This window comes from Ruegeria sp. CDSC054 (genome assembly GCF_059610645.1).
Map to the genome: position 1 here is coordinate 74,079 of NZ_JBXWOA010000002.1, position 23,166 is coordinate 97,244.

The window sequence follows — 23,166 nt, forward strand, 5'->3', positions numbered from 1 at the left end:
TTTTCCGGCCTGCTGCTCCGCTATGGCTCCGCCATGACTTCAATCTGTTTCGGCGGGTCGCAACGAACCCGCCAACAGGACAATGAATACGGCCAGCGGCAACAGCGCCGTGAATGCTATGCGCAATGTAAGCATCTCTGCGAGAAACCCAATAAGCGGTGGGCCAATCAACAGGCCTCCGTACCCCAGCGTGGCGACGCTGGCGATCGCCTGCCCCGGCGGTACGTTGGGATCACTTGCCGCCCGGCTGAACGCCAACGGCATGATCACCGCGTACCCGATCCCCATCATCGCAAAACCTACCAATGCCAACCCTGCCTCGGCAGCGGACACAACACAGAACACACCCAAAGCGGCGCAAGCCCCGCCAAATCGCGCTGTTGCCACCGGTCCAAACCGCGCAATGACAAACCCGCCTGTCAAGCGGAAAGCAACCATGGCTACCGAGAATACCGCATAACCCAGGGCCGCAATGCTTTCGGCGGCGTCGGTCACGTCCCGTAGGAAAATCGCACTCCAATCCGCCACAGCACCTTCCCCCAAAGCTCCGCACAAAGCGGTGAAGCCCACAAGGATCAATGCGCCTGAAGGTAATGCAAAAACCTTGCCTCCGGACACAGCCGCGCGGCGCGATGTCCAGCGTACCCATGACAATGCCAATGCCAGCCCAACGACGATCCCGCCCGCCAGCAAAAAGTGTTGGATCACTGTCAGCCCCATCTGCACTGCTGCAAATCCGCTGAGGGCGCCCAACCCTGCCCCAAGGCTCCACATCGCGTGGAAGGATGACATCACGGGTTTCTTGTACGCCTGCTCAACCTCCGCCGCCCAGGCGTTCATCGCTACATCCATCGAGCCATGGAAAGCCCCAAATACAAACAAAAAAGCCGCAAGCGACCAGAAGCCACCCGCGAGGGCCAGAAGGATCAAAGAAACCGTGTAAAAAACGGCAATGTACCGCGTCAAGACCACCGCTCCGAACCTGTCGGTTAGCCGGCCGGTGATTGGAAAAGAACACACAGCGCCCGCCGCCATGAACAAAAGGCCATATCCCAGCGTCTCATGCGTCAGGTCCAGTTTGTCCCGAACCGCTGGAATTCGCGATGCCCAGATGCCGAACAATGCGCCATTCAATATGAACATGGCGGCCACTGCCCGCCACGCCGACACGATTCCAATCACAGAGAATTCCCCGACCCAGGTGTCAAACGCGTTTGTTGTACAGCGCGCGGGTCCAAAGGCAAATACGGATCTACCCCAACCGCTTTCGAATCCTGCGAACCGCAAACCATACCGCCAGGACAACCGGAATCGTCACCGCTGCGCTTAACATCCCTTTACTGATCCCGGCACCTGTCAGGGGGTAGAGCAGATAGCTGACCAGCGATACGGCGTAATAGCTGATCGCGACCACGGAAAGCCCCTCGACCGTGTGCTGCAGACGCAGTGCCAGATCCGCGCGGCGATCCATGCTTTCCAACAGGGCCTGGTTCTGCGCGCTGCGCTCAACATCTACGCGGGTTCGCAGCAATTCCCCTGCACGGATGGCCCGATCAGACAGGGCTTGCAGGCGACGTTCCGTGGATTTCACCGTGCGGATCGCCGGGTCGTATCGGCGCATCATAAAGTCCGCAAAGTTCTGACCGCCTTCAAAACGCTCTTCGCGCAGGACCTCAATCCGCTGATTTACGATGGCCTCATAGGCACCCGTGGCTCCGAACCGGAACGAACACTGCGCCGCCAAAGTTTCCAGTTCAATCGAGGTCGACAGCAAGTCCTGAAGCAACTCGTCGGGCTGGGCAGAATTGTCGGTCATCTGCCCCATCAGGCGCGTCAGCTTTTCATCCAGCATTCCGATGCGAGGCATCAGCTGTTTGACCCGGGCAAAACCCAGCATGGACATTGCCTTGTAGGTCTCGATCTCACACAAACGCTGGACGATCCGTCCCGTCCTGCGCCGACCGGTTCCATTCGCGACAAACAGCGCAAACCGCATGTGCCCTGCCGGATCGATACGAAAATCACTTGCACAAACAGCTGCGTCATCCAGCACCCGAGCAACAGCCAGGCTTTCTGGTTCGAACCAATCCAGCAGCTTGGATTTGATCACCTCGTCGCCTTCACGTTCGACAACACGCACCATGGCCGACGTGACCCTCTGTCCGGGGCTGGCCATCAACCAGTCGGGGGGGAAAACCTCAAAATCTGCCGGGTTGAATGCACGCTCGCTGACGTTCTGGGCGATGGCCGTATAGGTCACGAACTCGGTATGTTGTTCCCACTTCAACCAATGGCGGCCGATTTGCCCGGCATAGTGCGTGGCGTCCGGCTGCGGATGCTGAGCACCGTGGCGGTCGAGAAGGTCGATGAGGTGATCCAGATCCTCGCGGCGGTCCCGTGCGACGGCGGCGACAGATTTCTTGATCGCAAGAAAGACCACAGTACAGGGCATTGCCGCCACCGGAAACGGACGGGCGTGCAATTCATTGGCCAGCGCATAGCGCAGCGGATGGTCATCTATCGGCGTCATCTTGGGCTCCGTTTCGTCCGAGGCACTATACGACACCTATAAAATTCATCAATTCTCTTTTTATTTCATATACTTACAAGGATACTACGGTATACAAACCCGCTATCTCATTGATTTGGCTGCCACAGCTCGATCGGGTTGCCCTCTGGGTCATGGATGCGCGCGAACTGGCCAACCTCACTGTCCCACTCTGCGTTGGTTTCAACCTTGATCCCTGCGGCTTCAAACTGCGCAATCATGGTGGCCAGATCATCGACACGAAAATTGATCATCCACTGCTGCTCGGATCTTCCGAAGTACGCGGTGTCCTGCGCAAAGGGGGCGAAGACTGTGTAACCCTCGCGCTGTTTCCATGGCTCCGGGATATAGTGATTTACGCCCAGATGCTTTTCATACCACGCGCTCAAGGCCTCGGGATCACGAGCGCGAAAGAACACGCCGCCTATGCCGTTCACTTTTTCCATCGGGCACCTCCTTTTCAATTCAGGATACACCAAAAACAGAAAAGGCGCCCACTGGGGCGCCTTTACGATAGTTTTCCTGACCCGGCTTATTCGATCATGGGCAGTAGTTTGTCGAGGCTTGCCTTTGCGTCGCCGTAGAACATGCGGGTGTTTTCTTTGAAGAAAAGCGGGTTTTCGATGCCCGAGTACCCGGTGCCCTGGCCGCGTTTGGACACGAAGACCTGCTTGGCCTTCCAGCATTCCAGAACCGGCATGCCGGCGATGGGGCTGTTGGGGTCTTCCTGCGCCGCTGGGTTCACGATGTCGTTCGAGCCGATGACGATGGCCACATCCGTTTCGGGGAAGTCGTCGTTGATCTCGTCCATTTCCAGCACGATGTCGTATGGCACCTTTGCCTCGGCCAGCAGCACGTTCATGTGGCCAGGCAGACGGCCCGCGACCGGGTGGATCGCAAAGCGCACATTCTTGCCCTGCGCCCGCAACTTGCGGACCAGTTCGCTGACCGATTGCTGTGCCTGCGCCACCGCCATGCCGTAGCCGGGGATGATCACCACGCTGTCAGCATCGTTCAGCGCTGCGGCCACACCGTCGGCCTCGATGGCGATCTGCTCGCCCTCAACCGCCATCTGCTCACCCTGCGGGCCACCAAAGCCGCCCAGGATCACGCTGACAAAATGACGGTTCATCGCCTTGCACATGATGTAAGACAGGATCGCACCCGACGAGCCCACCAGCGCACCAACCACGATCAGCAGGTCGTTGCCAAGGCTGAAGCCGATCGCCGCAGCCGCCCAGCCCGAGTAGCTGTTCAGCATCGACACAACCACCGGCATGTCGGCACCGCCGATGCCCATGATCAGGTGATAACCGATGAACAGCGCCGCCAGCGTCATCAGGAACAGCGGGAAGAAGCCGCCGGTCGAGGTGTACCAGATCAGACAGATCAGCGAGAGACCTGCCGCAGCCGCGTTCAGCGCATGACCGCCCGGCAGCTTGGTTGCCGCAGACGTAACCTTGCCCGCCAGCTTGCCATAGGCCACGACCGACCCGGTAAAGGTGATCGCACCGATGAAGATACCCAGGAACAGTTCGACATGCAGGATTGCCAGCTCGGCCGAGGTTTTCTTGGCGATCAGCTTGGCAAAATTGCCCAAGCTTTCAATGTCTTCTCCCTTGACGTTAAGCGCAACATGAACGTTTCCGATCTCAAAATGCGCGTTGAAGCCCACGAACACAGCTGCCAGACCGACCAGCGAGTGCATCGCGGCCACCAGCTGCGGCATCTCGGTCATCTGCACGCGCTGTGCAACGTATTGACCGATCAGACCACCGCCCGCGATCAGCAGCAGCGACAGCAGCCACAGGCCCGAACCGGGACCAACCAGCGTGGCGAAGACTGCCAGCGCCATACCGACGATGCCATACCAGACCGCGCGCTTGGCGCTTTCCTGGTTCGACAGGCCGCCGAGCGAAAGGATGAACAGAACAGCCGCAACAACGTAGGCGGCAGTAGTGAAGCCAAATTCCATGTGCCCGGCCTCCTTAAGATTTCTGGAACATGGCGAGCATGCGCCGGGTTACGAGGAAGCCGCCGAAGATGTTGATCCCGGCCATGAAGATGGACAGCGCCGCCAGCAGAATGACCAGGAACGACCCCGATCCGATCTGCATCACAGCCCCAACGATAATGATCGACGAGATCGCGTTGGTGATCGCCATCAGCGGTGTGTGCAGGCTGTGGGCGACGCCCCAGATCACCTGGAAGCCCACAAAAATGGCCAGCACAAAGACGATGAAGTGCTGCATGAAGCTGGCCGGAGCGATCAGCCCCACCAACAGCATCAGCGCGCCACCAACACCCAGCAGGGTGAACTGCTGCTTGGTCTGCGCCTTGAAGGCCGCAACCTCCTGCGCCTTTTTCTCTTCCGGGGTCAGTTCCTTGACTTCCGGTTTCTTCTGAGCCGCGATCGCCTGCACTTTAGGCGGCGGCGGCGGGAAGGTGATGTCGCCTTCAAAGGTCACAGTCGCACCGCGGATCACGTCATCTTCCATGTCGTGGTTGATCTGACCGTCCTTTTCAGGCGTCAGGTCAGTCATCATGTGACGGATGTTGGTCGCATAGAGCGACGAGGACTGCGCCGCCATCCGGCTGGGGAAGTCGGTATAGCCGATGATGGTCACGCCATTGTCGGTCACGATCTTCTCATCCGCCACGGTCAGCTTGCAGTTGCCGCCCTTTTCCGCCGCAAGGTCAACAATGACCGAGCCCGGCTTCATCGCCTCGACCATATCCTTGGTCCAAAGCTCGGGCGCTTCGCGGTTCGGGATCAGCGCGGTGGTGATCACGATGTCTATCTCGGGTGCCAGCTCGCGGAACTTGGCCAGCTGCGCCTCGCGGAATTCCTCGGATTGAACGCTGGCATAACCGCCGGTGGCGGCACCGTCCTGCTGATCCTCACTGAAATCCAGATAGACGAACTCGGCCCCCATCGATTCGACCTGTTCGGCCACTTCGGGGCGCACGTCGAACGCGTAAGTGATCGCGCCCAGCGAGGTCGAGGTGCCGATGGCCGCCAGACCAGCCACACCGGCCCCGACAATAAGCACCTTCGCAGGCGGGACTTTACCAGCCGCCGTCACCTGACCGGTGAAAAAGCGGCCAAAGTTGTTGCCCGCCTCGATCACCGCGCGGTAACCGGCGATATTGGCCATCGACGACAGCGCGTCCATCTTCTGCGCGCGGCTGATCCGCGGCACCATTTCCATGGCGATGACATTGGCGCCCTTGGCCTTGGCCGCTTCCATTCCCTCTTCATTCCCCGCAGGGTTGAAGAAGGAAATCAACGTCTTACCCTTGGTCAGACGCTTCAGCTCAGCCTCGTTCGGCTGACGCACCTTGGCAACAATGTCGGCCTGTTTCCACAGCGACGCAGCCGTCTTGACGACCTCAACCCCCGCTGCCTCATACGACGCATCCGAAAACCCTGCCGCAGCACCAGCACCCTTCTCAATCAGACATTCATAGCCCAACTTCTGAAGCTGCAACGCTGACTCTGGCGTCATCGCAACACGGTTCTCACCGTCATAAATCTCTCTCGGTGTGCCTATCTTCACTGGCAGTCCCCCTAATTTTCACTCTGACCGAGCGGGTGGTCGGTATTGTTTGTTAAGCAAAGGTGTATCCTGCGCAACATTATTTCGCAAGCGCAGCATATTTACGTTGTGTCATTACCACATCACTTCATATCCATCGGCGGGTTTGGCGTTCATATCGGGCAAAGTCGGCGCGAAAAGTTCTGCGTAAACGGTCCTCTTCGGGCATGATGAAACGACGTTCCAAAAGCCACACGAAAATCGGAATCAGAACCAGTGATGCAACCGCATCAAACTTTAGTATCAGGCCGGACAAGATCAGCACATCGCCAACGTATATGGGGTTTCGGCTACGCTTAAATATCCCCGATTGCACCAGCGATGTCGGCGTTTCATGCGGGATGATCGTGGTGCGGTGGCGGCGAAACTCGGCCGCAGCCAGGACGATCAGGATGATGCCGCCCCCGATCAGAACACCGCTGAGCAAATCGACAAACCCATTGTCGAGCGACAGCCCCATCGGCATATGCCGCGCCTGCAGCCATGCCAGCACCGCAAAGCCCAGCAACCACACCGGAGGGACGTCGATTTTTTGCATGTCAGGCAGTCTTTCATATCCGGGCGGGACAAAATGTCGCTTTTGTCCGATGACCTACCGCTTTTCGCTGGGAAAAGCAAAATCACAGTTGGTCGCAGCCGTGCAATCGGATCGCGTCCGGACATGGTTGCAGAGAGGGTCTTCGATGATGGACAGCCGCTTTTGGATCAGATAGCCATTTTGCATCAACTATTGCCCACACAATGATGAGAAAACGATGACCGACTTTGCCGCGACCAAAGCCATGTTCAACCTTCCCCAAGGCGTCGTTTATCTGGACGGCAACTCGCTTGGGCCGCTGCCCCGGGCGGCCGGAGATCGGGTTAATGACATGATGGTTCAGGAATGGGGGCAGATGCTGATCACCGGCTGGAACAAGGCCGGGTGGATGGCATTGCCGACCGGCTTGGGTGATCGTGTCGGGCGGCTGATTGGCGCTGAACCCGGCAGTGTCGTTACCGGCGACACTCTGTCGATCAAAGTCTATCAGGCCGTCGCCTCGGCGCTGGAACTGTGCCCTGGTCGCAAGGTCGTTCTGTCAGACAGCGGTAATTTCCCGTCCGATCTATATATGGTGGATGGCCTGCTGCGCTCGCTCGGGCCGGAATATGAATTGCGCGTTGTCGCACCGGAAGACGTAGCTGACAATGTGACCGAGGATGTAGCCGTTTTGATGCTGACCGAGGTAGATTATCGCTCGGGCCGGATGCATGACATGAAGGCACTGACAGAACTGGCCCATGCAAACGGCACAGTTACGGTTTGGGATCTGGCCCATTCAGTTGGTGCAATTCCCGTCGATCTGGCGGGATGTAATGCAGATTTCGCAGTTGGCTGTACCTACAAATACCTGAATGGCGGGCCCGGGGCGCCCGCATTTATCTATGTCTCTCCGCGCCTGACGGATCAGGTGCGCCCTGCATTGTCTGGGTGGTTGGGCCACGAAGCGCCTTTTGCCTTTGATCTGGATTACCGCGCCGGAAATGGCATCGAGAGAATGCGCGTCGGAACCCCTCCTATCCTTCAGATGACTGCCTTGTCGGCTGCGATGGACATTTGGGATATGGCCGACATACGAGACGTCCGAGCCAAGTCAACTGAGCTGACCGAGCTGTTCATCAAACGGGTCGAAGCCACCTGCCCCGACCTGCAACTGGCAAGCCCACGCAATCCCGCCCAGCGCGGCAGTCAGGTGTCTTTCCGATTTGCCGATGGCTATGCCGCTATGCAGGCCCTGATTGCGCGCGGCGTGATCGGGGACTTCCGGGCGCCTGACATCATGCGGTTTGGCTTTACGCCGCTATACATAGATGAACAGGATGTGGAAAACGCGGTCGAGATCCTGACAGATATCATGCAGAACCGGCTGTGGGACGCGCCAGAATACAAGGTGCGCCAGCATGTTACCTGACCTCTAACCCAGCTCCTATCAGTGCGGCAAACTGGGCAACACGGGTTTCGTATTCCTCTGCGCCTATGGCGCTTGCCTTCAGCCCCTTAAGAGTAGCCGTTATCGTTTTGCCCGTCTCGTCGGCATCCGCCAGTAATCTGACGCGCCCGGCTTTATGTTCGCGTGTCAACCACTCGGAATACAGTCGGGCCAATTCAGCCTCGCCTTGCGAAATGATATCTGACGACATGGACTTGGTCGCATCCAGCATTTCAAGCCCGTGGGGCGATGCAAGGATCATTGCCATCCCCTCGGTTTGCGCTTGAACGGCATCCTTCAACACGTCCGAAACCGAACCCGACACAGTCAGCGCCGCAGCGACGGCGGCGATCTTCTCGGCATAGTAATGCTCGGTCAGCCTGGTGACGATCGCCTCTTTGTTTTTGAAATGCAGATAAACGGCCGGCCGGGACATCCTCGCGCCCCGCGCTATGTCATCCATTGAGGTTTTTCGGAATCCATAGGTGGCGAAGGCCCGAAACGCCGAGTCCAAAATCGCCTGTTGCCGTGTATCGTCTGCTACGTCTGCCATCCTTGAACTGGTGACATTTTCTGTTCATTTTGTCAATTGACACACTGACACATTTCACCAATTGTGTCAGAAACCAGCCACAGCTACGAGAGGTGCGCCATGGCGACCGCCCTTAAGATCAACGGAACGCAACATCAGGTTGACCTGCCCGATGACGTCCCCCTGCTTTGGGTTCTACGTGATGAAGTCGGACTGACGGGCACCAAATTCGGCTGCGGCGTGGCCGCTTGCGGGGCGTGCACCGTGCACATTGACGGCGAGGCTGTGCGTTCGTGCCAAGTGGCCCTGTCCGATGTCTGGGGCGATGTGACCACGATTGAAGGCATTGGCACCCCGGACGCGATGGCCGCGATTCAGCAGGCCTGGGTCGATCATCAGGTGGCGCAATGCGGCTACTGCCAGTCGGGCCAGATCATGCAGGCCGCAGCGCTGCTGGCCGAGAACCCTGCGCCTTCGGATACCGATATCGACGATGCCATGCAGGGCAATTTGTGCCGCTGTGGCACCTACGCCCGCATCCGCGCTGCAATTCACGACGCGGCATCCAAGCTGAAAGAGGCATAAACGATGGCATCTGTTGGAAAAATCCTCCGTCGTTCGTTCCTGATCGGTTCGGCCGCGATTGTCGGCGGCGTGGCATTCGGCGCCTATTACGTCAGCCGCCCGGCCGCCAATCCGTTGAAGCCTGCTAAGGGCGAAACCGCGCTCAGCCCCTTTGTTCTGATTGATCAGCAAGGCGTCACCCTGTTCGCCCCGCGTGCTGAGATGGGACAAGGTGTAATGACCACGTGGGCGGCGCTGATCGCAGAAGAGTTGGATGTGGAACTGGACCAGATCCGCGTTCTGCACGGCCCTGCAGCGGCGGCCTATTACAACTCGGCCCTGGTTGGTGAGGGATTGCCGAACAAGGGTTATGACATCTCGGACTTCCAGCACAATCTGGGTGAGGCTCTGGGCGTTCTTGGCAGGACGCTGAGCTTGCAGGTGACCGGTGGTTCGACCTCGATGAAAGATGGCTTCGAGCGCATGCGCGAGGCGGGTGCGACCGCGCGCGAAACGCTGAAACAGGCCGCCGCTGACCGTCTGGGCGTGGATCGTGCGCAACTGAAAACCGAGAATGGTGCTGTAATCGCGCCGGACGGGGCGCGCATTCCTTATACTGAGCTTGCCGAGGCTGCCGGTCAGATTGAACCGCCGGAAGTCGAATTGCGCGATCCGTCCAACTGGCGCTTGTTGGGGCGGAACTTGCCGCGTGTGGATGTGGTCGGCAAATCCACCGGAACGGCTGAGTTCGGGATCGATGTGCGCCCCGAGGGTCTGAAATTCGCCTCGGTCCGCATCAATCCCAAGCTGGGCGGCGACGTGAAAGGCTTTGACGCCAGCGCGGCTGAGCAAATGCCCGGCGTGGAAAAGGTGGTTGATCTGGGCAACGGCGTGGCTGTGATTGCCACCAACACATGGCTGGCCATTCAGGCCGTCGAGGCGATTGACGTAGATTGGGGCGACGCCCCCTACCCGCCGGAAACCGACGCCATTTTCACCGAAATTGCCAATGCATTCGACGCGTCCCCCAATTCGACCATGCGCGATGACGGAGACGTTGACACTCTGCCCGACGGCGCCACCGAAATCACGGCCGAATATACGGTGCCCTATCTGGCCCATTCCACGATGGAGCCGATGAACGCCACAGCGCTGTTCACGGGATCGGCGCTGGAATTGTGGTGCGGCAATCAGGCCCCGACTCTTGTCCAGATACGCGTGGCCAACACGGCCAACCTGGATAAAGACGCCGTTCAAATCCACACTACCTATCTGGGTGGAGGGTTTGGCCGCCGGGGTGAGCTGGACTTTGGCGAGATCGCCACAAAGGTTGCGATGGCCATGCCCGGCGTTCCTGTTCAGACCACCTGGAGCCGCGAAGAAGACATGCGCCACGACTACTATCGCCCCGGTGCGATGGCCCGTATGCGCGGTGCTGTCAAAGACGGTCAAGCCGTTCTGGTTGACGGCAAGGTCGCGGCGCAATCCTGCACGCAACAAGCGGTTCAGCGCTATACCGGCCTGCCGGCTGGCGGCCCTGACAAAGTGCTGGTCGAAGGATTCTTTAACCAACCTTACGCGGTGCCCAACTATCGCATGAGCGGGCACATCGCCGATCTGAATATTCCCGTCGGCTTCTGGCGTTCAGTCGGGAACAGCCACAATGGCTTCTTCCATGAGACCTTCATGGACGAGATGGCGCATGCCGCAGGTCGTGACCCGCTGGAGTTCCGTTTGGAATTGGCCAAGGCCGAGCACGCTCCATCGGCAGGCTGCCTACAAACCGTGAAAGAGATGTCCGGCTGGACCGGAGAAACCCCTGATGGTGTCGGGCGCGGTGTGGCGATGACCTACAGCTTTGGCACCCCTGTTGCACAGGTGATTGAGGTCGTCGATGAGGACGGCACTATCCGTATCGCCAAGGCATGGATCGCCTGTGACGTGGGTCTGGCCCTGGACCCCGGCACAGTCGAGGCGCAGATGTTCGGTGGCATGATCTATGGCTTGTCGGCAGCCGTGATGGGTGAGATCACATTTTCGGACGGAGAGGTCGAACAGTACAATTTCCCCGACTACGACGCTCTGCGGATCCACAATGCTCCGGTGACCCAGGTGGAAATTCTGGAAACCAACCACCACATGGGTGGCGTTGGCGAACCGGGGACACCCCCGTCCATGCCCGCGCTCGGCAATGCCCTGTTCGACTTGACGGGTGAGCGCGCGCGCACCCTGCCTTTGATCAATCAGTTCAATCTGCTGGTTTGATCGCGCTGCGCCGGTCCGGACCCTCTCTCTCGGATCGGCGCAGGAGTTACGCGGATTGTTGGACCAACGCCCTATCCGAACCGGTTGCCCATGCATGTACAGCAGCACCGAATGCCTTGAACAAAGGGCGTGACACGGGATCATTTTCGGCGTCCCATTCCGGGTGCCATTGCACTGACAATGTAAACCCGGGTGCGTCCTTAATATAAATCGCCTCGGGCGTTCCATCGGGGGCTTGACCATCAATCACTACCCGACGCCCAACCGATTTGATCCCCTGCCCGTGCAACGTGTTTGTCATCACTTCGGTCGCGCCCATCAGGCGGTGGAATACACCGCCCTCGTTTAGCGCAACGACATGACGCAGGGCAAATTTCTCTTCCAGGGTCCCATCGGGCGGCATGCGGTGGTTCATCCGACCCGGCAGCTCGCGGATTTCCGGGTACAGTGTCCCGCCCATCGCCACGTTGACTTCTTGGAACCCTCGGCAGATGCCAAAGAAGGGCTGGCCACGCTCCACACAGGCGCGCACCAGCGGCAATGTGATCGCGTCGCGCGCCCGGTCAAATTCACCATGGGCCTCAGTTGCGGGCTCGCCGTATTCTTCAGGGTGAACGTTCGGGCGCCCGCCGGTCAGCAGAAATCCGTCACAGACCTCTAGCAGCTCATCAACCGAGACATAGCGCGGATCGGCTGGGATCAGCAGCGGCAGACAGTCCGACACATTGGCAACCGCGTCCGAGTTCATCGTCCCACCGGCATGGGTCGGATATTGATCATTCATCAAATACGAGTTGCCGATGATACCGACGACGGGTCGAGACATGCTGCGTTCCTGAGTTATCTGTTTGCTTTCCAAAAACTATCGACCGCAAGAACAGCGCGCAATAGCACAGGCCCTGCGTGTCAGCGCAAGCTCTTGTTCAACTGTGCACATGATGGATTATGAACGCGCTTTGTCTGGTACCTTGGCCATTGCCCGTTTTTGTGGCGTTGCACGAACATCACATTGGGTCGAAGAGCCCAAAAGGCTCTCCGCCAGTCATCAGGTTCAGATCTCGCCAATCAGGCCGGCAGTTTCGATCCCGGCCAATGCCGCTGCGGCATCATTGTCAGACGTATCGCCGGTCACGCCGACCGCACCGATCACTGCGCCCTTTTTGTCGCGCAGCAACACACCACCCGGGACCGGAACGACCTGCCCGCCATAGACGCCATTCACAGCTGCCATGAAATAGGCCTGCGCTTCGGCCCGCTGCATCTGCGCGGTGCCCGCCATGCCCAGCATCACTGCGCCATAGGCCTTGCCATGCGCAATCGCGAACCGACCCGGGGCCGCGTCGTCTTCGCGTTCGAAAGCGATCACGTGACCGCCTGCATCAAGAACGACGACGGAAAGGGGTTTCAGCTCCATTTCGTGCCCCTTCTCAAGGGTCTTTCGGATGATGGTGCGGGCTTTGCGGAGGGAAACTCCCATGTCGTGTCCTATCGTTCCTGATGGTTTAAAGGCTGGCTTTCAGTTCCAGACGGCGAGCATGCAGGACCGGCTCGGTATAGCCCGAGGGTTGCACACGCCCCTTGAAGACCAGATCACAGGCCGCTTGGAAAGCAATTCCGTCGAAACCGGGTGCCAACGGGCGATAGTCTGCGTCGTTTTCGTTCTGGCGATCCACCACTGCGGCCATTTTTTGCATAGCAGCCATGACCTGCCCTTCCGAGGCAACTTCATGGTGCAACCAGTTGGCCAGCGCCTGAGATGAAATCCGGCATGTCGCGCGATCCTCCATCAGGCCGACATCGTTGATATCCGGCACCTTCGAACAGCCAACCCCCTGATCAACCCAACGCACCACGTATCCAAGAATGCCCTGCGCGTTGTTCTCGATCTCGCGGGTGATCTCGTTCTCGCTGAGGTTTCGACCGCCCAGCAACGGAATGGTCAGCAAATCCCCCAGCGTCCCCCGCGCGCCACCGGCAGCCAGTTCATCCTGGCGGGCCAGCACGTCAACCTCGTGATAATGCGTCGCGTGCAATGTCGCAGCTGTCGGCGACGGCACCCAGGCGCACGTCGCGCCGGATTTCGGGTGGCCGATCTTCTGCTCCAGCATATCACCCATCCGGTCGGGCATCGCCCACATGCCCTTACCAATCTGCGCCTTGCCCTTCAGACCGCAGGCCAAACCAGTATCTACGTTGCGATCTTCATAAGACGCAATCCACGGCGTGTTCTTGATGTCGCCCTTGGGCAGCATTGGCCCAGCTTCGATCGAGGTGTGAATCTCATCCCCAGTCCGGTCAAGAAAACCGGTGTTGATGAAAGCCACCCGCGATTTCGCAGCGCGGATGCATTCCTTGAGGTTGACCGACGTGCGGCGCTCTTCATCCATGATGCCCAGCTTCACGGTATTGCGCGGCAGGCCAAGGATGTCTTCGACCATGTCAAAAATCTCGACCGAGAACGCGACTTCTGCCGGTCCGTGCATCTTGGGCTTGACCACATAGACCGAGCCTTGGACCGAATTTCCGCCGTCTCGCTTGAGATCGTGCATGGCGATCAGCGTCGTGCAGAGCGCATCCATCAACCCTTCGCCGATCTCATTGCCCTGTTCATCCAACACAGCAGGGTTTGTCATCAAATGCCCGACGTTGCGGATCAGCATCAGCGAACGACCCTTCAGGCTGGCTGCCCCACCGGATGCTGCAGTAAAGCTCAGGTCCTGGGCCAGTTTACGGGTAAAGGTCTTGCCACCTTTCGCGACCTCTTCTGTCAGGTCGCCCTTCATCAGACCCAGCCAATTGCCATAGGCAACAACCTTGTCCTCGGCATCGACACACGCAACCGAGTCCTCGCAATCCATGATCGTGGACAGGGCGGATTCCAGATAAACATCGGAAATGCCAGCAGGATCCGCCGCCCCGATGTTGCTGGACGGGTCGATCACGATCTTGATGTGCAGACCGTTGTTTTTCAGCAGCACAAAATCGGGGTTCTCAGTCGAACCGCCATAGCCAACAAATCGCGAAGCGTCCGTCAGTGCGGGCACCAATGCCCCCTCTTCAACCCGCAGTTCAGGCGCATTCGCCCACGAGCCATTTGCCAATGGAACGGCGTCATCCAGAAACCCCTTTGCCCAGGCAATCACCCGCGCGCCGCGCGCCGCGTCGTAGCCGCCAGCCGCAGGCAAGTCACCCATCGCGTCCGTTCCATAAAGCGCGTCATAAAGACTGCCCCAACGTGCATTGGCTGCGTTCAGTGCAAATCGCGCATTGGTAATCGGAACAACAAGTTGCGGTCCAGGGATCGAGGCGATCTCGGGGTCGACATTGGCGGTTTCAATCTGGAAATCCGCACCTTCTTCGACCAGATAACCGATCTCGCGCAGGAAAACCTGATAGGCCTCGGCGTCGTGGTCCTGGCCTTGGCGCTCAAGATGCCATGCATCGATCTTGCCCTGAATGTCCTGCCGCTTAGCCAGAAAAGCTCGGTTCTTGGGGCCAAGTTCAGCGACCATGCGCGCCAGACCATCCCAGAAGGCATCCGCTGTGACACCTGTACCCGGCAGGGCTTGGCCTTCAATGAACTCGGCCAGAACCGTATCCACCTGCAATCCGCTGCGCGCCTGTCTGCTGCTCATTTTGTTTCTCCCGGGAATGTGCACGACTGTATGCCGTCAGCATTTAGGGCGAAAGTTTCCGATAGGCAACGTGCGTCGCAGCGTCGCGGTCAAAAAGACTTACCAAAATCAGGCTTGAGGCATTCCGGCGCGCGGATCGCACGGCTTGCAGCCAACCTTCACAGCCCATACGTTCGCGCAAACACGAAATTATGCGAGGCCCCTGATGCGCGACGCTGCCCCAACGACGATCTATCTGAAAGACTACACACCCTTTGGTTATCTGGTGGACAGCGTGCACCTGACGTTTGATCTGGCCGCCCACGCAACCCGCGTCACCTCTCGCATCGCATTTCGCCCGAACCCGGAGGCCAGCGACAAGACGTTCTTCCTGCACGGTGAGGACCTCAAGCTGATCCGCGCATCCATTGATGGTGCGGAAATCACCCCCGAGATTACCGACAAGGGCCTGACCGTTGCTGCCCCCGACGCGCCGTTTATCTGGGAAGCCGAGGTTGAGATCGATCCCGGCAATAACACGGCGCTCGAAGGCCTGTATATGTCAAACGGCATGTATTGCACCCAGTGTGAGGCTGAAGGGTTCCGCAAGATAACCTATTACCCCGACCGCCCGGACGTAATGTCCAACTTTACCGTGCGCATCAACGGCGACCTCCCTGTACTGCTGTCCAACGGCAACCCTTCGGGCCAAGGCGAAGGCTGGGCCGAATGGACCGATCCGTGGCCCAAGCCCGCTTACCTGTTCGCGCTGGTCGCGGGCGAGCTGATCGCCCATCCCGGTCAGTTCACCACCATGTCGGGTCGCGATGTGGAGCTGAACCTCTGGGTCCGTCCCGGCGACGAAGGCAAATGTGCCTTTGGTATGGAAGCCTTGAAGAAATCCATGAAGTGGGACGAGGACATCTATGGCCGCGAATACGATCTGGACGTGTTCAACATCGTGGCCGTGGATGACTTCAACATGGGCGCGATGGAGAACAAAGGGCTGAACATCTTCAACTCATCCGCTGTTCTTGCCAGCCCTGAAACCTCGACCGACGCCAATTTTGAACGGATCGAAGCGATCATCGCGCATGAGTATTTCCACAACTGGACCGGCAATCGGATCACCTGCCGCGACTGGTTCCAACTGTGCCTGAAAGAAGGGCTGACCGTTTTCCGGGATGCGCAGTTCACCTCGGACATGCGCTCGGCCCCAGTAAAGCGGATTGAGGACGCTATCGACCTGCGCGCGCGGCAGTTCCCCGAGGATAACGGGCCCTTGTCGCATCCCGTCCGGCCTGAGAGTTTTCAGGAAATCAACAACTTCTACACCGCCACCGTCTACGAAAAAGGTGCCGAGATCATCGGTATGCTGAAACGTCTGGTTGGTGATGAGGCCTACTCCAAGGCTTTGGATTTGTATTTCGATCGTCACGTTGGGCAAGCCTGCACCATTGAAGACTGGATCAAGGTGTTTGAGGACACCACCGGCCGCGACCTGAGCCAGTTCAAGCGCTGGTACAGCCAATCCGGCACGCCGCGCGTAACAGTGAGCGAAGATTGGAATGACGGCACATATACGCTGACACTGGCGCAGCACACCGAAGAAACACCTGGGCAGTCCGAAAAGCTGCCGCAAGTGATCCCAGTCGCTGTAGGTCTGCTTGGCCAAAACGGGGACGAGGTGCGCGCAACCGAGGTTCTGGAACTGACCGAAGCGCAACAAAGATTCCAATTCACCGGGCTGGCGGCAAAACCTGTGGCCTCGATCCTGCGAGATTTCTCGGCCCCTGTGATCCTTGAGCACGATCACACCGACGCCGAACGCGCCTTCCTTCTGGCCCACGACACCGATCCTTTCAATCGGTGGCAGGCGGGACGGTCTTTGGCGCAGGACACGCTGTTGCGCATGATCCTCGAAGACGCAACGCCGGGTGCGGATTACCTGGACGGGGTGCTGGCCGTTCTGCGCGACGGCGATCTGGACCCGGCGTATCGCGCCCTGATGCTGGGTCTGCCTTCGCAATCCGAGCTGGCGGCCGCGTTGTCCGACCGGGGTGAAACACCTGACCCTATGGCGATCTGGACAGCGGTCGAGACGCTGCGGCAGGCAACCGCGCAGCACGTTCAGGACTTGCTGCCGCGCTTGCACAGCGAAACCTTGATCGAGGCACCATACAGTCCCGATGCAGACCAAGTCGGCAAACGTTCGCTTGGCAATGCCGCACTGGCCCTGACGTCACGGCTTGATGGTGCGGCAATGGCAGCCGAGCAATACGCGGCGGCTGGCAACATGACACAGCAACTGAGCGCCCTGTCCTGCCTGCTGCGCGCAGGCAAAGGCGAGGCCGAGCTTTCTGCGTTCTACGATCAATGGCAGCACGACCGTCTGGTGATGGACAAATGGTTTGCCCTTCAGGTCGGAATGGCCTCTCCAGCGGCCACGGCAGACATCGCCCGCACCCTGACCGAGCACGCCGATTTCAACTGGAAAAACCCCAACCGGTTCCGGGCGGTAATGGGTGCACTGGCGATGAACCACGCCGGTTTTCACCGCGCAGATGGTGCGGGTTATGCGTTGCTGGCCGACTGGCTGATCAAACTGGACCCTGTCAACCCGCAGACCACGGCGCGGATGTGTTCGGCCTACCAGACATGGAAACGCTATGACGCGGACCGTCAGGACCTGATCCGTGCACAACTGACCCGCATCGCAGAAACGCCTGACCTGTCGCGCGACACGACAGAAATGGTCTCGCGCATTCTCAACGCATGACGGAATTCACGTTTACGCGTCAGAATCGGGCACCGCGCACCGTCGGTGTTCTGATCTGCGTCTATGCGGCCTTGTTGGCACTTGTGATCCTGTTCGACGCGGCGTGGTGGCTGGTAGTGCTATTGGCGTTGCCTACGTTACCGGCTATTTGGGATATCACACAGAACACCAGCGCAGGGCTGGTTCTTGATCAGAACAAACTGCGCTGGTTTACCGGCACCCGAGAGGCCGAAATTGATCGTTCGGACATTGATTATTTCCGCTTCGACACGCGCTGGGATTTCTCGGTGCGCGTTTCACTGGTTCTGACATCCGGCAAACGGATTCGGCTGCCTGATGAGTCGTCTCCGCATCACAGGGACTTCGAACAGGTCCTGCAACAGGCTGGTTTTCGAATTGAACGTCATCACTTCGTCGCATTTTGAAACAATGGATGTATTTTCGTAAAATTAAAGACAATAGTTAACCAATCTCATTCAAAGACCTTGAATTTGACACCGATTGCGGCAAAGCTTTCACCCTCAAGTTTCTGGTTTGTTTGTTTCGAGTGCCGCCATGTTCTGGTTTTTGAGGGACCGTTCGTCCCGTTCCCGATCTTCTATTGCTCATCCCGCTGCATCCGGCGCGTATTTCGCTGACCCGGCTGTTTCGCCTGTATTGCCGGACCAAGGGCAATTGAACATCCCATTGGCTGATGTTCAGGCCCAGGATGAGATTGGGCGCAGCTCGATAGAAAAAGGCCGCTTCCTGGCCAGACAGGATCGCTGGGCAGAATTGTCCGACCTGATGCGCAAAGCAGACGACGCACGGGACACTGCACCCGACGGAATGCCCGTCGCCGAATTGCTGGCGTTTGGGGCACGAGCCGATGTGGTTCTGGCCGCAGAGCACGCGCTGTCTGACGCCAAAGCGCTATCAGAATTTGATGTCATGAACGGCATTTCCGAATTGGAAGACGAGATGCGCGCGCACTCGGGCGACCCGATGATCGCCTTGGTTGTCGCTTTGGCCCACATTGATATGGCATGGGCATGGCGCGGTACAACGAACGAAGCAACCCTTCCCTCGCTGCACCAATCCCGTTGCGCCGCCCATTTCGATCGGGCAGCTGCAATCCTTCCCAATTGTCGCGAGGCCGCAGCGGACAGCCCCATTGTCGCCTCGGCTGGCTGCGCAATTTTGGCGGGTCAGCGTAGAGCAAACACACGGGTGGCGGATGAATACGAGCGGTTGATTAAGCTCGACCCGTTGAATCATCGGCACATGCGCGCGATGGGGACCCACCTGCTGCCGCGCTGGTTCGGAAGCTATGGCGAGCTCGAGGTCCAGGCGCTGCGTATGGCGGCTCAGACCCGGGACACCTGGGGGGCCGGAGGCTATACTTGGGTTCAGTTCGACGCAATTGCCCTAGACGAAGAGGCCTGCGCGCGTCTGGATGTCGATTTCTTCCTGGAAGGCATGCACGATATTCTCCGTCGGCGTCCTGACCAGCAAACCGTCAACATGTTGTCTGCCTACTGCGCCATCACGATCCAGAACGGTGCTGGCCAGTGCGACAAGGCTGATCTGGTGCGCAGCCAGATACACCAGGCTGCAAACTGGCTGATCCGCGATCACCTGACAGAACTGCACCCGTTGATTTGGGCCCATGCAGCAAATGGGTTCAACAACAGTGTTCGGATCAATTCACCCGAACGGTTCGCGGCCCGCGGGCAGCGCGATGCCCTGCGTGCAATTGGCGATCTGTTCCGTGATGAGCTGCGCAGCGGATTGGATGTGACGTTTACTCCGACGGGTTTGCGCCTGTCCGGGCATTGATTCCCCCTTGCCCCTAGGCCGTGCCGGGCCTAATACGCAGGCTTAGACTTCTGCGGAAATGAGGCGCGCCATGCTCGACCTGACATACGAAATGCCCAAACCCAAAACCATTGCCGGGGCCAAGCACGATTGGGAACTGGTCATCGGGATGGAGGTGCATGCGCAGGTCTCATCCAATGCCAAGCTGTTCTCGGGTGCGTCGACCCAATTCGGGGCCGAGCCGAACTCGAACGTGGCATTCGTGGACGCGGCGATGCCGGGAATGCTGCCCGTGATCAACGAGTATTGCGTGGAACAGGCGGTGCGCACCGGGCTGGGCCTGAAGGCGGAGATCAACCTGAAATCGGCCTTTGACCGCAAGAACTATTTCTACCCCGACCTGCCGCAGGGTTACCAAATTTCTCAGCTTTATCAGCCTATTGTGGGTGAAGGCGAGGTTCTGGTCGAAATGGGTGACGGCACCGCACGTATGGTGCGCATTGAACGCATCCACATGGAACAGGACGCTGGCAAATCGATCCACGACATGGACCCCCACATGTCATTTGTCGACCTGAACCGGACCGGTGTTTGCCTGATGGAGATCGTCAGCCGCCCCGATATTCGCGGACCGGAAGAGGCCGCTGCCTATATCGTCAAGCTGCGTCAAATCTTGCGTTACTTGGGCACCTGCGACGGCAACATGCAGAACGGCAACCTGCGAGCAGACGTGAACGTTTCGATCTGCCTGCCCGGTGCTTATGAGAAATATCAGGAAACGCAGGACTTCTCGCATCTGGGCACCCGTTGCGAGATCAAGAATATGAACTCGATGCGCTTTATTCAGCAAGCGATCGAAGTCGAAGCGCGTCGTCAGATTGCCATCGTTGAAGGTGGCGGCAAGGTCGATCAGGAAACCCGGCTATATGACCCGGACAAGGGCGAAACACGGTCGATGCGGTCCAAAGAAGAGGCGCATGACTATCGCTACTTCCCTGACCCAGATCTGCTGCCGTTGGAGATTGAGCAGGCATGGGTGGACGACATCGCCGCCAAATTGCCGGAACTGCCCGACGACAAGAAGACACGATTCATCAGTGAATTCGGGCTGACCGACTATGACGCTTCCGTTCTGACCGCCGAGGTAGAGTCGGCCGCCTATTTCGAAGAGGTCGCCAAAGGCCGCAACGGCAAGTTGGCCGCAAACTGGGTCATCAACGAACTGTTTGGTCGGCTGAAGAAAGAAGACCACAGCATCACCGACTCGCCGGTTTCGCCTGCGCAGTTGGGTGGGATCATCGATCTGATCGCCTCAGACGCCATTTCTGGCAAGATCGCCAAGGATCTGTTCGAGATTGTCTACACCGAAGGCGGCGACCCGGCGCAGATCGTTGAAGAACGCGGCATGAAACAGGTCACCGACACCGGTGCCATCGAAACTGCTCTGGACGAAATCATCGCGGCCAACCCGTCGCAGGTCGAAAAAGCCAAGGTGAACCCGAAACTGGCAGGCTGGTTTGTTGGTCAGGTCATGAAGGCAACTGGCGGCAAGGCGAACCCCAAAGCCGTCAATGAGTTGGTCAGCAAAAAGCTGAGCTCGTAAACCTTTCGGTTCAAGAAACTGCAACGGAAGGGTCCGTGCATATGGCGCGGATCTTCCGGCCCCGCGCGCGGGGCGCAACAGACAAAACAGAATTTGCCCAACGGGCGATGATGACTGTTCGAAACCCGACAACATGTTAGATTGCCAGGGATCGGCAACTAGGAAAATCTGATGCAGCGCTACGAATACAAAGTTGTCCCCGCCCCGCAGAAAGGCACCAAGGCCAAGGGCGTCAAAACTGCCGAAGGGCGGTTTGCAGTGTCGATCGAACAGATCCTGAATCAAATGGGGCAGGATGGCTGGGAATACCAGCGTGCGGAACTTCTGCCCAGCGAGGAACGCGCTGGCCTGACCAGTTCCACCGTGAACTGGCGCAACGTTCTGGTGTTTCGGCGTGAGATTGCAGCTGAATTTTCTTCGGAGCGTGAGGCGGTTGAGGACAGCGACGCTGCCCCCGTGGCTCAGCCGGTGCCTGGACCAGAAGAAGAAGTGCAGGCCCCTGCACCGATTTCAGAAGAGGTCAAAGATCCGCCATTGACCCTGAAGCCAACAGACCTGTCCGAAAAGGACAAAGAGCAGACCTAAGCGGTCTGCTCGGCGTTTTCATAGCCTGCAGCTGAATTTTACTCGGCAGCGCTTGCTGCTTGGCTCAGATCCTGCGCCAGCATCAGTGCGTTGCCGTCCGGGTCGTAGAACGTCGCGGTGCTGACCATGCCCTCGATCGTTTCAGTCGCCCCATCGAACCTGACGCCCGAGGATTCGAGCGCCTGACGCGCCGTCGCAATATCCGACACCCCGAACACCGGCACCGTATTGCCCGGCGCAGGCTCGGCCTGTTCACCCAGGCCCAAGGTCACACCGTCGGTTTTGGTTTTCATCTCGCTCCAACCGGCCTCGTCAATGTGGTGGATCAGCTCAAACCCCAGCTTGGCCTGATACCATTCGGCACTGACATGCCTGTCTTGCACGGACATGGCGAGCGTGATCGTGTTTTCCAGTGAAACGAGTGGCATTGAACTATCCTTTTGGCGAAAATTAAAGTAACTATACTTTATGGACATAACGATTCTTGTCAAGCTTACATCCCGCGCCTGGTCCCTGAACATTCTGGCGTTGATGCATGAAGGCATGCCGGGACGACAGGCACCGCTACTGGCTGCGACAAGCGCCGGCAGAACGGCATTTGCCCAGAGCCTTGACCACCTGATTCAATTGGGTTTTCTGGAACGGAATCCTGGCCACGGTCATCCGTTGCGTCCCGAGTTTCGATTGACCCAAACGGGTGAATCTGCGGCCGAAATCGCCAGCCGAATCGTGAATGCCGTGCCAGATGACGCTGATTTCGCGTTACTCAGACGCAGTTGGACGGCGCCTATTCTGGCGCTGACCGACAGGCCCCGACGGTTCTCGACCCTCAAATCCGGTCTGATCACGATTTCCGACCGCGCACTTTCGACGTCGCTTCATCGCCTGGAAGAGCAAGAGTGGATACAGCGAGACATTGATGCAACGCACCGGCTGCCTTTTCCCACCTATCGAGCGGTGAATCAGGGAATCGCGGTTAACAGGGCCATTTCTCTGGTCGCCTAGGCACCGACCAAAGGGCCTGTTCAGGTATCAATATCCAGCGCCAGCGCATGAATGCGGGGCACGATGTCACCCAGTGCCTTATGTACGGCCCGGTGGCGGGCGACGCGGGATTGACCCTGAAAAGCGCTGGCACGAATACGGACGTTGAAATGGCTTTCGCCGCCCTCTTGAAACCCGGCGTGTCCTCGGTGGCTTTCGCTGTCATCCACGACTTCCAGCTCACGCGGTTCAAAGGCTGCCATCAGGCGGGTTCGGATCTCGTCGGTAACAGTCATTTTTTTGCTCACGGGCGAAAATTTTACCGCCCC

At 58.5% G+C, this 23,166-nt stretch carries 21 protein-coding genes; 9 read left to right on the forward strand and 12 right to left on the reverse strand.

The features are described 5' to 3' along the window. Positions 1 to 39: 39 nt before the first annotated feature. The 6 genes from AC2FGC_RS04335 to AC2FGC_RS04360 form a co-directional block, all read right to left on the reverse strand. Positions 40 to 1,182, reverse strand: coding sequence for an MFS transporter (locus AC2FGC_RS04335; RefSeq protein ID WP_496781511.1), 1,143 nt, complete (start codon positions 1,180 to 1,182; stop codon positions 40 to 42). 70 nt (positions 1,183 to 1,252) lie between these two features. Further along, the gene (locus AC2FGC_RS04340) at positions 1,253 to 2,530 is read right to left on the reverse strand and encodes a DUF3422 family protein (protein WP_496724443.1); all 1,278 of its coding nucleotides are present in this window, start codon (positions 2,528 to 2,530) and stop codon (positions 1,253 to 1,255) included. A gap of 107 nt (positions 2,531 to 2,637) precedes the next feature. Then, positions 2,638 to 2,994, reverse strand: coding sequence for a VOC family protein (locus AC2FGC_RS04345; protein ID WP_496724442.1), 357 nt, complete (start codon positions 2,992 to 2,994; stop codon positions 2,638 to 2,640). Between the two features lie 86 nt (positions 2,995 to 3,080). Further along, positions 3,081 to 4,523, reverse strand: coding sequence for an NAD(P)(+) transhydrogenase (Re/Si-specific) subunit beta (locus AC2FGC_RS04350; RefSeq protein WP_496724440.1), 1,443 nt, complete (start codon positions 4,521 to 4,523; stop codon positions 3,081 to 3,083). A gap of 13 nt (positions 4,524 to 4,536) precedes the next feature. Continuing rightward, positions 4,537 to 6,108 carry a Re/Si-specific NAD(P)(+) transhydrogenase subunit alpha gene (locus AC2FGC_RS04355; protein WP_496724438.1) on the reverse strand — a complete coding sequence of 524 codons (1,572 nt, stop codon included), beginning with the start codon at positions 6,106 to 6,108 and terminating at the stop codon, positions 4,537 to 4,539. Positions 6,109 to 6,235: 127 nt separating this feature from the next. Continuing rightward, positions 6,236 to 6,685 carry a methyltransferase family protein gene (locus AC2FGC_RS04360; protein WP_496724437.1) on the reverse strand — a complete coding sequence of 150 codons (450 nt, stop codon included), beginning with the start codon at positions 6,683 to 6,685 and terminating at the stop codon, positions 6,236 to 6,238. 217 nt (positions 6,686 to 6,902) lie between these two features. On the opposite strand from AC2FGC_RS04360, the gene kynU reads away from it, so the two are divergent. Further along, complete coding sequence (gene kynU / locus AC2FGC_RS04365; protein ID WP_496724435.1) at positions 6,903 to 8,096, forward strand: kynureninase; 1,194 nt, start codon at positions 6,903 to 6,905, stop codon at positions 8,094 to 8,096. Here kynU and AC2FGC_RS04370 read toward each other — a convergent pair. Then, positions 8,089 to 8,667, reverse strand: a complete 579-nt coding sequence (locus AC2FGC_RS04370; protein ID WP_496724433.1) for a TetR/AcrR family transcriptional regulator — start codon at positions 8,665 to 8,667, stop codon at positions 8,089 to 8,091. The genes kynU and AC2FGC_RS04370 overlap by 8 nt on opposite strands. Before the next feature lie 99 nt (positions 8,668 to 8,766). Here AC2FGC_RS04370 and AC2FGC_RS04375 point away from each other — a divergent pair, with 99 nt between their 5' ends. Both AC2FGC_RS04375 and AC2FGC_RS04380 read left to right on the forward strand, forming a co-directional pair. Then, positions 8,767 to 9,231: a (2Fe-2S)-binding protein gene (locus AC2FGC_RS04375; RefSeq protein WP_496724432.1), complete on the forward strand. Its 465-nt coding sequence runs from the start codon at positions 8,767 to 8,769 to the stop codon at positions 9,229 to 9,231. Between the two features lie 3 nt (positions 9,232 to 9,234). Further along, entirely contained in the window at positions 9,235 to 11,475 is a 2,241-nt protein-coding gene (locus AC2FGC_RS04380; protein WP_496781513.1) for a xanthine dehydrogenase family protein molybdopterin-binding subunit, read from the forward strand. Between the two features lie 46 nt (positions 11,476 to 11,521). Here the strand turns inward: AC2FGC_RS04380 and AC2FGC_RS04385 are convergent, their stop codons facing one another. From AC2FGC_RS04385 to AC2FGC_RS04395, 3 genes are all read right to left on the reverse strand, one after another. Then, positions 11,522 to 12,301 carry a gamma-glutamyl-gamma-aminobutyrate hydrolase family protein gene (locus AC2FGC_RS04385; protein ID WP_496781516.1) on the reverse strand — a complete coding sequence of 260 codons (780 nt, stop codon included), beginning with the start codon at positions 12,299 to 12,301 and terminating at the stop codon, positions 11,522 to 11,524. A gap of 225 nt (positions 12,302 to 12,526) precedes the next feature. Further along, the gene (locus AC2FGC_RS04390) at positions 12,527 to 12,952 is read right to left on the reverse strand and encodes a GlcG/HbpS family heme-binding protein (protein ID WP_282119153.1); all 426 of its coding nucleotides are present in this window, start codon (positions 12,950 to 12,952) and stop codon (positions 12,527 to 12,529) included. Between the two features lie 25 nt (positions 12,953 to 12,977). Next, positions 12,978 to 15,110 carry a malate synthase G gene (locus tag AC2FGC_RS04395; protein WP_496781518.1) on the reverse strand — a complete coding sequence of 711 codons (2,133 nt, stop codon included), beginning with the start codon at positions 15,108 to 15,110 and terminating at the stop codon, positions 12,978 to 12,980. Positions 15,111 to 15,315: 205 nt separating this feature from the next. Between AC2FGC_RS04395 and pepN the strand changes: the two genes are divergently transcribed. The 5 genes from pepN to AC2FGC_RS04420 all read left to right on the forward strand — a co-directional run bounded on the left by pepN (position 15,316) and on the right by AC2FGC_RS04420 (position 21,853). After that, positions 15,316 to 17,868, forward strand: a complete 2,553-nt coding sequence (gene pepN, locus AC2FGC_RS04400) for an aminopeptidase N (protein WP_496781520.1) — start codon at positions 15,316 to 15,318, stop codon at positions 17,866 to 17,868. Next, on the forward strand, positions 17,865 to 18,293 hold the full coding sequence (locus AC2FGC_RS04405) for a hypothetical protein (RefSeq protein WP_496724428.1): 429 nt from the start codon (positions 17,865 to 17,867) through the stop codon (positions 18,291 to 18,293). The genes pepN and AC2FGC_RS04405 overlap by 4 nt, the downstream gene beginning before the upstream one ends. A 130-nt stretch (positions 18,294 to 18,423) precedes the next feature. Beyond that, entirely contained in the window at positions 18,424 to 19,686 is a 1,263-nt protein-coding gene (locus AC2FGC_RS04410; protein WP_496724427.1) for a hypothetical protein, read from the forward strand. Positions 19,687 to 19,756: 70 nt separating this feature from the next. Next, positions 19,757 to 21,268, forward strand: coding sequence for an Asp-tRNA(Asn)/Glu-tRNA(Gln) amidotransferase subunit GatB (gatB, locus tag AC2FGC_RS04415; RefSeq protein WP_496724426.1), 1,512 nt, complete (start codon positions 19,757 to 19,759; stop codon positions 21,266 to 21,268). Between the two features lie 171 nt (positions 21,269 to 21,439). After that, positions 21,440 to 21,853, forward strand: coding sequence for a DUF4177 domain-containing protein (locus AC2FGC_RS04420; protein WP_496724425.1), 414 nt, complete (start codon positions 21,440 to 21,442; stop codon positions 21,851 to 21,853). Positions 21,854 to 21,891: 38 nt separating this feature from the next. Here AC2FGC_RS04420 and AC2FGC_RS04425 read toward each other — a convergent pair whose 3' ends face one another. After that, positions 21,892 to 22,281: a VOC family protein gene (locus AC2FGC_RS04425; protein WP_058274355.1), complete on the reverse strand. Its 390-nt coding sequence runs from the start codon at positions 22,279 to 22,281 to the stop codon at positions 21,892 to 21,894. A gap of 40 nt (positions 22,282 to 22,321) precedes the next feature. Here AC2FGC_RS04425 and AC2FGC_RS04430 point away from each other — a divergent pair, with 40 nt between their 5' ends. After that, complete coding sequence (locus tag AC2FGC_RS04430; protein ID WP_496781522.1) at positions 22,322 to 22,858, forward strand: winged helix-turn-helix transcriptional regulator; 537 nt, start codon at positions 22,322 to 22,324, stop codon at positions 22,856 to 22,858. 20 nt (positions 22,859 to 22,878) lie between these two features. Here AC2FGC_RS04430 and AC2FGC_RS04435 read toward each other — a convergent pair whose 3' ends face one another. Next, positions 22,879 to 23,133 carry a BolA family protein gene (locus AC2FGC_RS04435; RefSeq protein ID WP_058274353.1) on the reverse strand — a complete coding sequence of 85 codons (255 nt, stop codon included), beginning with the start codon at positions 23,131 to 23,133 and terminating at the stop codon, positions 22,879 to 22,881. Positions 23,134 to 23,166 lie beyond the last annotated feature (33 nt).